The sequence below is a fragment of the Nonomuraea sp. NPDC051191 genome (genome assembly GCF_044455665.1).
Taxonomy (GTDB): Bacteria; Actinomycetota; Actinomycetes; order Streptosporangiales; family Streptosporangiaceae; genus Nonomuraea.
This window is the reverse complement of record NZ_JBITEZ010000017.1, coordinates 60,829-75,043: the sequence shown is the minus strand read 5'-3', so window position 1 is coordinate 75,043 and position 14,215 is coordinate 60,829. Positions and strand designations below refer to the sequence as shown.

General features: G+C 64.2%; 12 protein-coding genes and 1 pseudogene. 7 read left to right on the top strand and 6 right to left on the bottom strand.

The window, feature by feature from the left end; all coding sequences use genetic code 11:
* Window positions 1–586: 586 nt before the first annotated feature.
* Complete coding sequence (locus ACIA8R_RS40890; protein WP_364094137.1) at window positions 587–769, bottom strand: hypothetical protein; 183 nt, start codon at window positions 767–769, stop codon at window positions 587–589.
* Between the two features lie 697 nt (window positions 770–1,466).
* The gene (locus ACIA8R_RS40885; RefSeq protein ID WP_357694351.1) at window positions 1,467–2,183 is read right to left on the bottom strand and encodes a GntR family transcriptional regulator; all 717 of its coding nucleotides are present in this window, start codon (window positions 2,181–2,183) and stop codon (window positions 1,467–1,469) included.
* 881 nt (window positions 2,184–3,064) lie between these two features.
* On the opposite strand from ACIA8R_RS40885, the gene ACIA8R_RS40880 reads away from it, so the two are divergent.
* The 3 genes from ACIA8R_RS40880 (at window position 3,065) to ACIA8R_RS40870 (ending at window position 6,405) form a co-directional block, all read left to right on the top strand.
* Window positions 3,065–3,511 (top strand): GNAT family N-acetyltransferase, encoded by a 447-nt coding sequence (locus ACIA8R_RS40880; RefSeq protein ID WP_357694349.1) that lies wholly within the window; start codon window positions 3,065–3,067, stop codon window positions 3,509–3,511.
* A 236-nt stretch (window positions 3,512–3,747) separates the two neighbouring features.
* Window positions 3,748–4,665, top strand: a complete 918-nt coding sequence (dapA, locus tag ACIA8R_RS40875; RefSeq protein ID WP_397042911.1) for a 4-hydroxy-tetrahydrodipicolinate synthase — start codon at window positions 3,748–3,750, stop codon at window positions 4,663–4,665.
* 54 nt (window positions 4,666–4,719) lie between these two features.
* The gene (locus ACIA8R_RS40870; RefSeq protein WP_397042909.1) at window positions 4,720–6,405 is read left to right on the top strand and encodes a ribonuclease J; all 1,686 of its coding nucleotides are present in this window, start codon (window positions 4,720–4,722) and stop codon (window positions 6,403–6,405) included.
* A gap of 100 nt (window positions 6,406–6,505) precedes the next feature.
* On the opposite strand, the gene ACIA8R_RS40865 is transcribed toward ACIA8R_RS40870, so the two are convergent.
* The 3 genes and pseudogenes from ACIA8R_RS40865 to ACIA8R_RS40855 form a co-directional block, all read right to left on the bottom strand.
* Window positions 6,506–7,282, bottom strand: coding sequence for an ABC transporter permease subunit (locus ACIA8R_RS40865; protein WP_364094150.1), 777 nt, complete (start codon window positions 7,280–7,282; stop codon window positions 6,506–6,508).
* A complete protein-coding gene (locus ACIA8R_RS40860) occupies window positions 7,279–7,980 on the bottom strand; it encodes an ABC transporter permease subunit (protein WP_397042907.1) in 702 nt (233 codons plus the stop codon). Before ACIA8R_RS40860 ends, ACIA8R_RS40865 begins: the two co-directional genes overlap by 4 nt.
* 125 nt (window positions 7,981–8,105) lie before the next feature.
* Window positions 8,106–8,759: pseudogene (locus ACIA8R_RS40855) on the bottom strand (ABC transporter ATP-binding protein); the annotation flags it as partial.
* Window positions 8,760–8,871: 112 nt separating this feature from the next.
* Here ACIA8R_RS40855 and ACIA8R_RS40850 point away from each other — a divergent pair.
* Genes ACIA8R_RS40850 through ACIA8R_RS40840 form a run of 3 tightly spaced genes read left to right on the top strand, consistent with a single transcriptional unit; the run spans window position 8,872 to window position 11,454 of the window.
* Window positions 8,872–10,233 (top strand): sensor histidine kinase, encoded by a 1,362-nt coding sequence (locus ACIA8R_RS40850; RefSeq protein ID WP_397042905.1) that lies wholly within the window; start codon window positions 8,872–8,874, stop codon window positions 10,231–10,233.
* Entirely contained in the window at window positions 10,230–10,871 is a 642-nt protein-coding gene (locus ACIA8R_RS40845; RefSeq protein WP_397042903.1) for a response regulator, read from the top strand. The genes ACIA8R_RS40850 and ACIA8R_RS40845 overlap by 4 nt, the downstream gene beginning before the upstream one ends.
* A gap of 10 nt (window positions 10,872–10,881) precedes the next feature.
* On the top strand, window positions 10,882–11,454 hold the full coding sequence (locus ACIA8R_RS40840) for a hypothetical protein (RefSeq protein ID WP_397042902.1): 573 nt from the start codon (window positions 10,882–10,884) through the stop codon (window positions 11,452–11,454).
* A gap of 375 nt (window positions 11,455–11,829) precedes the next feature.
* Here ACIA8R_RS40840 and ACIA8R_RS40835 read toward each other — a convergent pair whose 3' ends face one another.
* Window positions 11,830–12,198 carry a transposase gene (locus ACIA8R_RS40835; RefSeq protein WP_397042900.1) on the bottom strand — a complete coding sequence of 123 codons (369 nt, stop codon included), beginning with the start codon at window positions 12,196–12,198 and terminating at the stop codon, window positions 11,830–11,832.
* An 821-nt stretch (window positions 12,199–13,019) separates the two neighbouring features.
* Here ACIA8R_RS40835 and ACIA8R_RS40830 point away from each other — a divergent pair.
* Window positions 13,020–13,517 carry a DUF402 domain-containing protein gene (locus tag ACIA8R_RS40830; protein WP_397042898.1) on the top strand — a complete coding sequence of 166 codons (498 nt, stop codon included), beginning with the start codon at window positions 13,020–13,022 and terminating at the stop codon, window positions 13,515–13,517.
* Window positions 13,518–14,215 lie beyond the last annotated feature (698 nt).

Here is a 14,215-nt window from a genome sequence, read left to right as displayed (position 1 = left end):
CTTCAGTGAGAGGAATGGGCGGCTTCGTATCCATTCGACGCGGGCTCTGCCTTCAGGCAGTGCGCTCGTATGGCGACATGAGGGTAATCACTCTCTGTTCGTCATGTGGTTGCCTACTTCTGAGTATGCCGTCTATCGGCATCGATGTCAGCTTCGGCAGTGTTGGGAACCAGACGATGGTCCCTGGCTTCGGCCGACGCCGGCGCCTCCAATTCCGCCACAAGCTCCAGGCCGTCCTTGTCATCCGAGAAGGCGCCAGAATGCCTGGCCTATCAGTGCCGTGCTAGGAGAAGGCGGGCGAGGGTGGCGGGCGAAGATTTGAACCGCTTGTCTACCGTGTCCACGAGGCGCCTTCCTGGTCTCGATGCAGTGTCGATCATTAAATGGGCATTATCGGGATAATTCCGATGGAGGCAGTGCGGCTCGTCAGCCCCTGCTCAAGGATCTCGTCGACCGCGAGCCGCTCGCACCACGCTGAGGCTTTCATTTTGGGGCCGTTAAAGGCAGTTGCTGATACTCAGCCGGGACACATCTCGACTCGAGTCGTGCGTCGACGCCCGATGTCGCCGATCGAATGCCCGAGATCTCAGAGGAGCGTGACCTCGTCGGCACGCCGACGGCTCGCCGAGGCGGCCGGGTGCCGTCCCAGGTAGGGCGGCAAGCGCGAGCACAGGCGGCTTGCGCCACAGGACCTCGGCGTCGGGATCGGTGCCATGGCCATCGTCTCGACGTCGGTGCGCGCCTGATCGGAGTCGATCTTCAGGAACACGTCATCTACGCGCAGGGTTGCGGCTCGTCATGAGCAAGGACGACCTCGACCTGCTCCACGTCGGCCAGATCGTGGGGATGGCCACCGGTGCCGCCAGGTATTGCGCGTCCGCACGGCTGACTGCGTCCCGCTGCCTGGCCGTCTCGTCCGCAACGCCGGGAGTTGGCCGATCGAGCAGTGAGACATTTCTCGTCTGAAGCGCACCCGGCGGTCCGACGGCGGAGCGCCCGACTTGATCAGACCCTTGAGAGGCTCCTGGTGGATGGGTCGAAATCAGAGCACTGTGGGAAGAATCGCGCGCTGCTTCACTGCGCCGCAGCATCCTTGTCCCGCAGCACCCTGCCCCAGCCCCACGTCACCGACAGCATCCAGTGCCACCGCACCGCCGGCGGCTCACGATGGCACCCGGCTCGCAGGAATCACCGGTTCCGGCCCACGTGGGCAACGGCGACACTTACGCGCCCGGTCGCCGGCTTCCCCCATCGGCACCACCGTCGCCGGGCAGTACGTCGGTGAAAATTCGATCTGCTTTGCCCAGCTCACATCTTGTGCGCCAATCGGCCATGTCAACGGGCGTCATGATGGGAGCTGGGGTGTCGCCTTCGGCTCCCTGAGACGTCGCTTCCCGAGTGACTGTTCGCGGGCAGGCGAGGCTCCAGGCGGCGAGGCGCGGCGCCGCCCGGAGCTCTGAATCCGGTCAGACGGGCATGCTGTACATCATTCTGAAGCGATCACCTGGAATGACGATGTCGCTCGTTTCCACAGGACGTTCGCCGGCCCAATGCGTACGTTCGACATGGAGAACGTGAACCCCTGCCGCCAGGTCGAGCGCGTCGCTCTCGGCCGGTTGGGGCACCCGGGTGTGGATGCACTCGACCACCTCAGTGATCTTTATGCCATGGGCGTACATTCTCGCGACCAGACTCCGGCGCTCCTCCTCGGTGTGGGCGACGAACGCCATCGGCTCGTAGGCGGTGACAAGCTGGATCGGCTTGCCGTCGCCGCGAAAGACGTAGTTCGTTCTGGTCAGCGTGGATTGTTCGTCGATGCGTAGGCGTCTGGCGATGTCAGGGCTGGCATCGGCTGGTTCGCTGTGCCAATCCCACGTCACGCGTCTGCCTTGCGACTGCAGGTCGGACGCGAACGGCGCGGGGTGATCCAGGAAACGCCATCGATGCAAGGGGGTCAAATTTGGACGGTCCCTAACGTAATGGCCTGAACCGACGCGGCCGATGATGAGACCCTCGCCCGCGAGTACGCGGAGAGCGTGACGGGCAGCGGTCTCGCCGACCTGGTACTTGCGGGTCAGCTGCGCCCGTGAGGGGATGGGCGCGCCTGGGGGGAGGGTGCCGTCGAGGATCTGCCGCCGGATGTCTTCGACGACACGCAGGTAGACCGGATCTGAGGTGGCCACTAGTCCATCCCTGGGGGTTCGTGTGAGGCGTTGCCCCATGTTGCCGTATTCGACAGGTAACCGACCGTCATCGATGACTGCTGGAGCCCCAACTTTGCGATGGTGAAAAATTATCGGAGAAACCCTGTAACGCTGATGTAAGGGACACCGATTCTCCGGTAGAGGTCGTCGATGTGTGTACCCCCGAGCACATATCGGCGACCTCTTCCAATGCGCGCGCCGTCGAGAGCGGCCGTTGTGACGAGTTCGTCCAGCCCATTTGGTACGTTGCGCACTGGTTTGCGGGTTTTCTGACCTGTTACTGACCGAATTCCCGGTTCCGCGGCTGAAGGTGCGATGGCAGTGAGCTGAGCAAGAGCCAGTCGGACGGGATCGTGGACCACGCCATGCTGCGAAGTCCATGCGCAACCGTGTGACAGTAAGTAGTCATACTGCTCGCAGGCATGGAGGAGTCACGCGCAGGACGAGGACGCACATGATCAGTGGCCTGCAACGGATCTGGTTTCTGGTGGGCCAGGAGAGCGGCTGATGAGAGTCGCAACACACGCAGAGCCGTCAGCCTCGGCAAGGTCTTGCCCGTGACTCAGCCCTCATGTCCGAGGGGCTGCAGAGCGACGCCACCTTGCAGGTGACTCCGCGTTCGGTAGTCGGCGACAGCATCGGGGCCCTGTAGCTTCGAGGCCCTGTGTGGGCTGGTCCTCATGAAGGTCAGCTTTTCGGCCTGGCATCAAGCGGAGTGGTCCTCTGATCTCGCAAAGAAGTGGCTGTGTTGGAGAGGGCCACCTTGTCCCTAGGTTGTGACCTTCCGCCCTCGTCTCGACTGTTGGCTCCGTGTGCCCTTCGGGGGCGGCGTTCTGAGGCCGTGCCTGTAAGGAGTCCACGTGATCAGCATCGACAAGCTCATGCCGTCCGACCGGGACGTCTGGGAAGACCTGTTCCGGTCGTACATCCACTTCTACCAGCGAGTTGAACCGGATGAGATGTACGAACGGGCCTGGCAGGAATTCCAGGCGGACTCCCGGATGCACGCCCTCGGTGCAAGGTTGGACGGGCGACTCGTCGGCATCACGCACTTCCTGGTCCATGCCAGCACCTCGGCCCCTGACGCCGACGTCTGCTATCTCCAAGATCTGTTCACCGCTGCCGATGTCCGGGGCAGGGGAGTGGGACGCAAGTTGATCGAGGCCGTCGCCGACTGGGCTCGGGATCACGGCTGCTCCCGGGTCTACTGGAATACCCATGAATCGAACAGCACTGCGCGCCGTCTCTACGACAAGGTCGCCGAGAACCGGGGCTTCATCAGGTACCAGATCGAACTGTCGAGGTAGGACTGCCCGGAGGCTGTCGAAGTTTCCCCTTCGATCCCGTCCGGGGAAAGGGAGAACATGAGGATTCGCCTGCTGACCGGGTGATCGCAGGCGAAGCCCATCGGGTTGCACCAAGCGGTCGCCCTTGTAGCCTTGCCCCTCCGAAGGCCCGCGAATGAGGGCAAATGCCCCCGCGAGGCAGGCAAAGCGGGGTGGCGACGTCCAACGCTTTTGCGAATCCAGGTAGCGTTCGCACTATGGCATCGCCAACTGGAACCGCCGAAGCACCCTTCGGTCGCATGCTGACCGCGATGGTCACGCCGTTCACCTCTGACGGCGACGTCGACTACGAGGGAGTACGACGCCTGGCCACCTACCTGGTGGACGAGCAGCGCAATGAAGGCCTGATCGTCAATGGGACGACAGGCGAGTCGCCCACCACCTCGGACGACGAGAAGCGACGGATCGTCAGCGCCGTCCTCGAGGCCGTTGGCGACCGCGCGACCGTAGTGGCGGGGGTGGGGACGAATGACACCCGCCACACCGTCAAGCTCGCGAAGCAGGCGGCGGACGTGGGCGCCCACGGGTTGCTGGTGGTGACTCCGTACTACAACAAGCCTCCGCAAGAGGGGCTCTTTCAGCACTTCACCGCCGTGGCTGACGCCACCGAGCTCCCGGTGATGCTCTACGACATCCCCGGACGCAGCGGCGTCCCGATCAAGACTGAGACGTTGATCCGCCTGGCGCAGCACGACCGCATCGTGGCCGTGAAGGACGCGAAGGGCGACCTGTTCGCCGCCAGCCAGGTGATGACGGCGACCGATCTCGTCTTCTACTCCGGCGACGACCTGCTCAACCTGCCCTGGTTGTCCCTTGGTGCCGCTGGGTTCGTCAGCGTCGTCGGGCATGTCGTGGGCTCCGAACTGGCTCGCATGATCGAGCTGCACAAGAGCGGTGATGTGAGGCAGGCGCTGGAAGTACACGGTCAGGTGGCACCCGTGGTGGACGGGATCATGTTGAAGGCCGGTGGCGCGATCATGGCAAAGGCGGCGCTGAGCCTGGTGGGCGTGCCGGTGGGACCGGTACGTCTGCCGCTCGTGGCCGCGACAGAGAAGCAAATCGCCGAGCTGCGTGCTTGCCTGGTGGCCGGCGGGGTGAAGTTGACGGACGCATAGGAACGGGGAGGAACCGGGAGTTTTGAGAACACGATTTGACCATGGGGGCCGGGCATGAGCCATCCGCATCCTGAGCTTGGCCCCCCGCCGGAGCTGCCTTACGGCGGCCTGCGCATCGTCGCGCTCGGCGGGTTGGGGGAGATCGGCAGGAACATGGCCGTCTTCGAATACGACGGCCGGCTGCTGATCGTCGACTGCGGGGTATTGTTCCCCGAGCCCGACCAGCCGGGTGTCGACCTGATCCTGCCCGACTTCGAATACATCAGAGACAGACTCGACGACATCGAAGCCGTCGTGCTGACGCACGCCCACGAGGATCACATCGGGGCGGTGCCTTACCTTCTGCGCGAGCGGCGCAATATCCCGCTCATCGGATCCAAGCTCACCTTGGCCCTGATCGAGGCCAAGCTGACGGAGCACAGGATCCAACCGACCAAGGTCGAGGTCGTCGAGGGCGAACGGCACGTCTTCGGGCCTTTCGACTGCGAGTTCCTCGCGGTGAACCACTCGATCCCCGACGCGCTGGCCGTGGCGATCAGGACGCCCGCCGGCATCGTCCTGCACACCGGTGACTTCCGGATGGACCAGTTGCCGAGCGACGGCCGGCTCACCGACCTCGGCGGCTTCGCCAGGCTCGGCACCGAGGGCGTCGACCTGCTGATGTCGGACTCCACCAACGCCGAGGTGCCGGGCTTCGTCACCAGTGAGCGGGAGATCGGGCCGGTCATCGACGAGGTGGTCCGCACCTCCGAACAGCGCGTGATCGTGGCGAGCTTCGCCTCGCACGTGCACCGCATCCAGCAGGTGATGGACGCCGCTGCCAGGCACGGCCGCAAGGTGGCCCTGGTAGGACGATCGATGGTCCGGAACATGGGCGTGGCCCGTGACCTGGGCTACCTCAAGGTGCCGCCGGAGTTGATCGTCGACTCGCGCGACATCGAGGAGTGGCCGCCGGAAGACGTGGTGCTGGTCTGCACCGGCTCTCAGGGCGAGCCCATGGCGGCGCTGTCGCGGATGGCCAATCGCGATCATCCGATCCGCATCGCCGAGGGTGACACTGTGTTGCTGGCGTCGTCCCTGGTGCCAGGGAACGAGACCGCGGTCAACAAGGTGATCAACGGGCTCACCAGGTGGGGTGCTCGTGTCGTGCACAAGGGCAACGCCAAGGTGCACGTCTCCGGCCACGCGGCCGCAGGCGAGCTTCTTTACGTCCTGAACCTGACCCGTCCCTCGAACTTCATGCCCGTTCACGGCGAATGGCGGCACCTGCGGGCGCACGCCAAGCTCGCCGCGCTCACCGGTGTCCCCGACGACCACATCGTGATCGCCGAGGACGGCGTCGTGGTGGACCTGGTCGACGGAAGGGCGAGGATCGTGGGAGCGGTGCACGCCGGATACGTCTACGTCGACGGCACCTCGGTGGGCGAGATCACCGACACCTCGCTCAAGGATCGCAGGATCCTCGGCGACGAAGGGTTCATCTCGGTGGTCGTCGTGGTCGACTCCGCCACCGGCAAGCTCACCGCCGGCCCCGAGATTCACGCGCGAGGGTCCGGCATCGATCCGGCGCAGTTCGAGGAGTTCATTCCACAGATCGAAAGGGCTCTTCAGGACAAGGCCGCGGACGGCGTGGTCGACATGCAGGAGATCCGCCGGGTCGTGCGCCGCACGGTCGGCCGCTGGGTCAGCGACACCTATCGCCGCCGACCCATGATCATCCCTGTCGTGCTCGAAGTCTGAGCCACCGGGAGGTACGGCAGGCACCTGAGCCTGCCGTACCTGCGGTTGCAGAATCAGACGGCGGTGGAGACGCCTCGACAAGGTCGTTGGAGCAGGCATCTCAAGCGTCCCTCCTGCGTATGAGCCAGACGGCGGCCAGCAGGGGAAGCACCGCGTACGCCACCAGCACAGCGGCAGCCGCAGGCGGAGACAGAAGTGACCCGTACACCGACGTGGTGATGATGTCACCGGTGATCTCGCGGGGCAGTGCACCGATCATGATCGAGCCCAGCCGTTCACTCCAGGGCTCCGGGATGTTGCCCACGATCATCGGGATCACATAGATCAGACCCACCAACACAGTGATCGCCCCGGCGGCGGAACGCAGAAGCGCGCCCAAACCCAGGCCCAGCAGCGCGAAGACCGCCACCGTGAGGCTGGTGACGAGCAGGAACGGCAGCCTGTCCGCGAACGAGGTCAGATACGCACCGGAGAAGCGGTCGCCAAGCACCCAACGGGAGACGAAATACGTCCCGAACACCGCCAGCGGCGCAATGACCAGGCTCATTGTGCCCACCACGGCAGACTTCGCAGCGAGAACCGGCCATCTACGGGGGACGATCGTCAGGCTCGTTCGGATCAAGCCCGTGGTGTATTCAGACGTGATGACCAATGTGCCCAACACGCCCATGCAAAGTTGGGGCACGATCACCAGAACCTCCTCCAGATCCGCTATCCGGGCGCTTGGGCGCTGCTCCATCGGGGCGTTGTCGTACATGCCAGCCGCCATGGAGGCCAGAGCCAGGCCGAGAAGGATCGTGCCGATACTGATGCCGACGATGAGATAGGAAGATCGGACCGAGCGGACCTTCCGCCACTCCGAGGCGAGAACACTCATACGTCCCTCCGCTTGAGCAAGATGAAACCGGCACCGAGCGCGGTTGCCGGGTAGGCCAGGAGAGCCAGGAGCGCGGCCCAAGGTGGAAGAAGACCGTCCCCAAGCCGTGACGAGAGGCGATCGCCGACCAGTTGGGGAACCAGGTTCGGCAGCAGCAGTGATGCGGCACGCGTGTTCCACGGCGCCGGCAGATATCCGACAACACCGGGCAGGATGAACAACAAAGCCACGACCGAGGTGATCGCTCCGGCCGTTGACCTCGTGGCCACGCCCAAGCCGAGCCCCACCAGAGCGAGCGCCGTCACCGAGATCCCCGCCGCTAACAACATGGGCACGTCATCGGTCAGGGATGTCTCGTTGAAACCCAGCCGGTGGTTGTCGGCGATCAGACGGCTCGCCGAATAGGTGACCAGCAGGATGACGTGGCCCGCTGTCAACGTGGCCAGGCCGACGACGACGGCCTTGGCCAGAAGTAAGGTGCCGCGCCGTGGAACGACGGTGAGACTGGCACGAATCATCCCCGTCGCGTACTCGGACGTGACCGCGAGCACGCCCAGCACAGTGAGGCTCATCTGAAGGAGCGGCAGGAAACCCTGTTCCGGCGCGGCTGCCTGCAGTGTCCCTCGCTCATCGGCGAGGCCGCTGACATAGATCGTCCACACCACGCCAAGTACTGCCATGAGGGCTGCCGCGCCCATCGCTCTCCACGTCGAAGTCACCGACCGGAGCTTCAGCCACTCGGCGAGCAGCGCTGCCCTCATCTCGCCGCGCCGAACTGGACACTGCTCGCCGTCAGGGCCATGTATGCGTCTTCCAGCGAGGGATAGCGCGCGGTCAACTCCGCTACCGTGGATTGCGCGACGAGCCGCCCCTGGCCGAGGATCACGATGCGTTCAGCGGTCAATGCCATCTCGCTCATCAGATGACTGGAGAGCAGGACGGTTCTCCCCTCTGCAGCCAGCGATCGCATGAGGTCGCGGATCCAGCGCACCCCGTCGGGATCGAGTCCGTTGACAGGTTCGTCGAACAACAGCACGCCAGGATCGCCGAGCAGCGCGGCCGCGATGCCGAGCCGTTGCTTCATGCCGAGGGAGAAGCCGGCCACGCGTTTTCGCGCCACATCCCGCAGCCCGACCTGCTCAATCACGTCGGCCACCCGTGTGGCACCGATGCCGTTGGTAGTGGCCAGACAGAGCAGATGGTTGTAGGCGCTGCGCCCGCCATGGACCGCACCGGCGTCGAGCAGCGCCCCCACCTCGAACATGGGCTTGCTCAAGGAGGCATATCGTCTGCCGTTGATCAGGGCCTGGCCGGAGGTGGGCGCGTCCAAGCCCAGGATCAGGCGGAGCGTGGTGGATTTGCCGGCGCCGTTGGGGCCGAGAAATCCCGTCACATGGCCAGGCTCCACGTTGAAGGACAGATCGTCCACGGCGAGCGTGTCGTCGTAGCGCTTGGTGAGGTGCTGAAGTTCGATCACGCTGAAGAAGATGCGGCATGCCGGGTCCGCGGCGCATCAGACCACGGTTCGAATCTCGAGGTCAGACCCTGGGCTGACGTGCTCAGCTCGGCGAGAGGCTACCGTTCAACGCGTGAACGAGAACCATCCCTTCTTCGCCAGGCGTTGGAGCCGCGGTCAACTGATCGTGCTCGATCTGGCGGCGGGACTGGCCTTCACGTTCGTGTTCGTCACGGCGGCGGTCGCCACCCCAGGAGTGCCGCCGTGGATGAAGATCGCCCTTCCCTGCGGGTTGGGGCTGCCGTTGGCGGTGCGGAGGCTATGGCCTCTGTCCGTCTTCTGTCTCACGCTGCTGCTGGCCGTCTTCGCCGCCGCGGTAGATGTGGTGGGGTATGCCTGCATCGCACCCGCGTATGCGATCTACATCGTGGCGATGACCGACAAGCGCGGCGCCCTGATACCGTCCTCGGCCATCGGCGTGGTCAGCATGATCAGTGTGGTGGGGCTGGTGATGGCAGGCGGCACACCGCGCGGGGGTGCTCCGGTCTGGCTGATGCACATCGATCAACCGCTGGTCGGTATCGCGGCGCTCGGCGGAGCCTGGACCATAGGGCGGGCGGTTCGGGAACGCAGGCTGTACGCCGCCAGGGAGGCCGAGCGATTGGCGGAGCACGCGGTGACGCAGGAACGGTTACGTATCGCGCGGGAGCTGCACGACGTCGTGACTCATAGCGTCGGCTTGATCGCGGTCAAGGCGGGCGTGGCCAATCACGTGCTGGCGACCAGACCGGAAGAGGCGCACGACGCCCTGCGCGTGATCGAGACCGCCAGCCGAAGTGCTCTGGTGGAGATGCGCCACCTGCTCGGAATGCTGCGTTCGACCCAGCTGCCAGATCTTGTCCCCGTTCCAGGGATCGAGGGTCTGCAGGGCTTGGCGGAGCAGGCCCGGCAAGCTGGGGTCGAGGTTGAGCTTGATCTCCGGCTCGCGGAGGAAGAGGCCGGCGGTGAGAGGGCGGGTGCGCGTGTTCAGGACGGAGGCACGCCACAGGTGCGGAGAGGAGGTGAGCCGCGTGAAGGGGAACACGCCGCGCTTTGGAACGACGACCCGGCGATGAATGATCGCTTGATCGGAGGAGCCGTTCCCGGCAATGGCATGAGGGGACGACGAGAAGGTCATGCGGCGGCGGGAAGACGGTTGCCGGATGGTGTGGAGTTGTCCGTCTATCGCATCGTGCAGGAGGCGCTCACAAACGTGGTCAAGCATGCCTCGCCGACTCGGTGCCGGGTATCCGTCGCCGCAGATGGGGGTGAGGTGCGGATAGAGGTGATCGACGAGGGCGCTGGAAGGCGCATGTCGCCTGCGGACGGCTCCGGCCATGGGCTGATCGGGATGCGCGAGCGGGTCATGATGTACGGCGGAGTCTTCGAAGCGGGGAGTTTGCCTCGACAGGGGTTTCGTGTCTTCGCGCGCCTGCCCTACCAGGAGGTTTCGTGACCAGGGTCGTCGTTGCTGATGATCAAGCTCTGCTCAGGGGGAGCTTCACGATGCTGGTCGATTCCGAGCCTGACATGACGGTGGTAGGCGAGGCGTCAACCGGCACCGAAGCAGTGGCGGTCGTCTTGGAGCAGCGACCCGATGTGGTGCTAATGGATGTCCGCATGCCGGATATGGACGGTATCGAGGCGACTCGGCTTATTGGGAATGTCTCGCGGGTTCTCGTGGTGACGATGTTCGATCTAGATGCTTATGTCTACGATGCGCTTCGGGCCGGAGCGAGTGGCTTTCTGCTCAAGGACACGCCGCCTGCAGATCTGCTCGCTGCGGTTCGGGTGGTTGCGAGTGGTGAGGCCCTGCTTGCGCCCACGGTGACGCGGCGCTTGATCGAGGAGTTCACGAAGACTCCGGTGGTGCAGCGGCCGCAGGGGCTTGACAGGGTGACGGAGCGAGAGCGGGAAGTCCTGTTGTTGATCGCTCGCGGGCTGTCCAATGGGGAGATCGCTGATCATTTGCGGTTGAGCTTGGCCACCATCAAGACGCATATCAGCCGATTGCTTGCGAAGTTGGAGGCTCGTGACAGAGCACAGCTGGTCATCGCGGCATACGAGAGTGGGTTGGTCTCCGCAAGGCGGTGATTCACCTGGCATGGACTCGATCCTCTCAAGAGATCAAGTCTCCACCGAAGCCGGAGCGAATCACAAAGCTCCGGCCGCCAGCGACACCGAACGGCCCGTCCTGCGCTGGGCGCTGCGTGCCGCCTACGCGCTTCCCTGGCTGGTGCTTCCTTCTTGTTTGTGGAGGCTGCCGTTCGCCTTCAACTTCCCGATGGGCCAAGTCCACGACACGGACATGCCGGCGCTGTGGATCATCAGGCTTCCGTACATCTTCGGGCTCAGCGTGTTGTCGGAGCTGGCGGCCTTGCTGTGCATCGGCCTCGTGCGCCGGTGGGGAGAGGTCGTCCCGAACTGGATCCCGTTCCTCGGGGGGTGTCGCGTACGGCCGATGGCCGCGATCATCCCCGCGGTGGCCGGGGGTGCGATCTTGTCGATACTGCCGGTACAGACGGTGCTTCAATGGGTCGGAACCGTTGACCAGGTCGCTTACGAGAACGTCTGGTGGGAAATCCTGGCCGCGGCATGCATCAGCCCGCTGAACCTGTGGGGCCCGATCGTGCTCGCCCTGGCCTACGCCTACTATCGGCGCCGCCGCCACACCTGAGCCTTTGTTGGCAGGCTCCTAGGGACGAGCATCGGTTCGTACAGAACTGCCAACGCTCAGGATCGGCCCGCACGGGCACAGGTGTAGGGGTGGCGCCCGCGCGGGCCGAAGTGGAGGAGCCAGTAGGTGCCCGCGCGGGCAAAATGGAGGGGGTTTCTAAAGTGCCCGCGCGGGTGTCTGTGGGATCCGCTATCGGATCAGTCTCGTCCTACATTGAACGGTTAAGTGTGGCAACCGTTCGTGTTTCGGCTTGCTCAGGGTGAAGATTACTAGCCGGTGGCCTAGCTGTGGGGCCGAATGCTTATGTTGATGCTGGTGGAGTGCTGAGGGTGGACGGTTCGGGGATAGTGGGATAAGCGTCCCATTTTGCGTCCCTCATGGGTGCTCGGGGGCGTGGGGTGGTTGTCCGTTGGCGTTTGTTCCTTTTTGAGGGCTATGAATGGGGTGTGGTGGAGGGGTGCTGGTTGTCTGGGAAGGGTTGGTATCTTCTCCGGCTTGTGCTTCCTCTAGGACCCTTGCCCACGTTCCGTCTTCGGTCCAGCGTTTGTATCGTTCGTAGCAGGTTTGCCAGGGGCCGTAGCATTTGGGGATTTCTCGCCAGGTCGCTCCAGTCTCGAAGCGCCACAGGATTCCGTTAACTACTTGCCGGTGTCCCCGCCAAGGGCGGCCGGGGCCTGCGGCAACCGGGAGTAGAGGCGCGATCCGCTCCCATGCTTCGTCGGTCAACTCGCTACGTCTTGCCACGGCTCACTATCTAAGCGGGATCGGGGAGCCGTGGTAAGAGGGATATCGGAGCGTTCTTGGGCCGGAAGTGTGTGCGCGGGGGCAGGAGTGATGAAAATGTGTGGGTATTTGAGAGATTGGTCATGAATGGTAACGGCATGATGGTCCTTCTTGGGGTCGATGTAATGCTGGCGGCATTTCAGAGATTGTGTAGCTTTTAGGCGAAATGTTCCCTGGTGGCTTGATTCAAGTGTTGTTGAGTGCAGGTCGAGTACGTTGAATGGCGTGTGAGGGAGAGGCGGTTCTGTCGGTATCCGTTGGTCCTTGCCTCTGGTGAGGGTGTGGCGGCTTGAGTTCGAGGCGACTCTCTGGCAGAGGGCGGAGCGTACTGGCCTTGAGGGAGCGTGCGGGGTCAGGTTCGTTTTTGGGCCAGTTGGGGAGTGTCTGGCGCCTGTCGTGTTGTTTGCGCTTCGGGGGCTGAGGGTTCGTGGAGCGGTCAGGTTAGTTTCGGTTGAGGTGTGTTCTTCGTCTGCGGTTCAGTCCCATGGGGGCCGTGGCGGCCTTTCGGGTGTGGCCCCTGGTGGCCGGCTCGTTTCGCGGGCTGGTCAGGGGGCCGCCTGCCAAGTCTCGGGTGGCAGTGAGGAGCGGGCTGGGGCTTGTGCTGTGAGGCGTGTCGGATGGTGTTTCGGCATGGTGCGGGAGGGAGGGGAGGTAGAGGGCTTGGGCGGGGTCTGTGGTGGGGGCATGGTCTCGGAGGCATGGTGAAGGGCGGATGCGGAAGGGGATGGGGCGGCGGCGTATGGGTGCTCGTGGTGGCGGGGGACGAAAAGTAGATTTGTTCTATGAGCGATGTACGGGTGGTGTTTCGGAAGTACGGCGGGGCGTTGCACTGGAACCATCCGGGCAAGGTGCTCGGAGAAGATCAGCATGGGGTGTGGGTTGCCGTGCCTGGAGGGACGGTTGCGCGCAAGGGGGATGGGCCGGCCATCACCTGGGACACCCACGCCATCATGCTCTTTCCGCGGGATGCCTGGTGGACGGCGTCGTTCAACGCGGCACCGCATCGGACCGAGGTCTATGTGGATGTCACCACGGTTCCCGAGTGGCGTGACGACGAGGTCACCATGTTGGATCTCGATCTCGATGTGATCAGGAAGCGGGATGGGCGGCTCATTCTCGACGATGAGGACGAGTTCGCTGAGCATCAGGTGGTGCTGGGGTATCCGCCGGAGTTGATCGCTGCGGCGGAGGAGAGCGCGCGGTGGCTGATGGATGCGGTTGGGACTCGTAGAGGGCCGTTCGGGGGAGCGCATCTGGGGTGGCTTGCGATGATGGATTAAGTGGCGTCGGTTCGGGGGGTGCGTGGGTGGCATTGCTCGGGCTGGGGCCTGGCGGTCGGCGCTGGCGGCTGGTGCGGGTTGTGGGGTGCTGAGGTGGTCAAGCCAGGCGGCTGAGGCGCTGGCCAAGTGGTTGATTTTTGGCGCTGGGCCGTGATGGCTGATCTGAGGAATGGCTGACCTCAGACGCTGGTTGCAGCTCTGTCGTTGCTTGGGCTGGTTGGTGGGTGTCTTTCTGTATCTGGGCTTCGTCTTTGGCGGGCGGTGGTGATCGGCGAAGGCAGTCCGTTGCCTTTGCTGGGCTGGTTGATCGTCCTGGAGTGTCGGCTCTTTGGGGGAGCTCTCCGGGGACTCGGGTGCGCTGGCTGTCATGTGGGCTTGAGTGCCTGCGGCGATGGGTGTCACGTGCATCTTGATGGGTGGCCCGACGGGGCGTCGCCGGCGAGGGAGTGAGCCGCACCGGATGGGTGCCTCTCCTCGCTGGTGCGGTGTGAGGTGGTGGCTCATGGCCCATGCCCGGTGCTACTGCTCAGGCGGTTCGTTGGTTCGAGGGACTGGACGGCCTCGTGGGGGGCGTGGTGTGGGGACTTGACGATGCCGCACGGTATGTGGCCTTTCGGCGCGGCGGTTCCCTGGGGGCTGATTTTGGGTTGATGGGCCGTCGGTGGTTGGTGGCTGGGCTTGGAGGCTCCTGGGGCTGG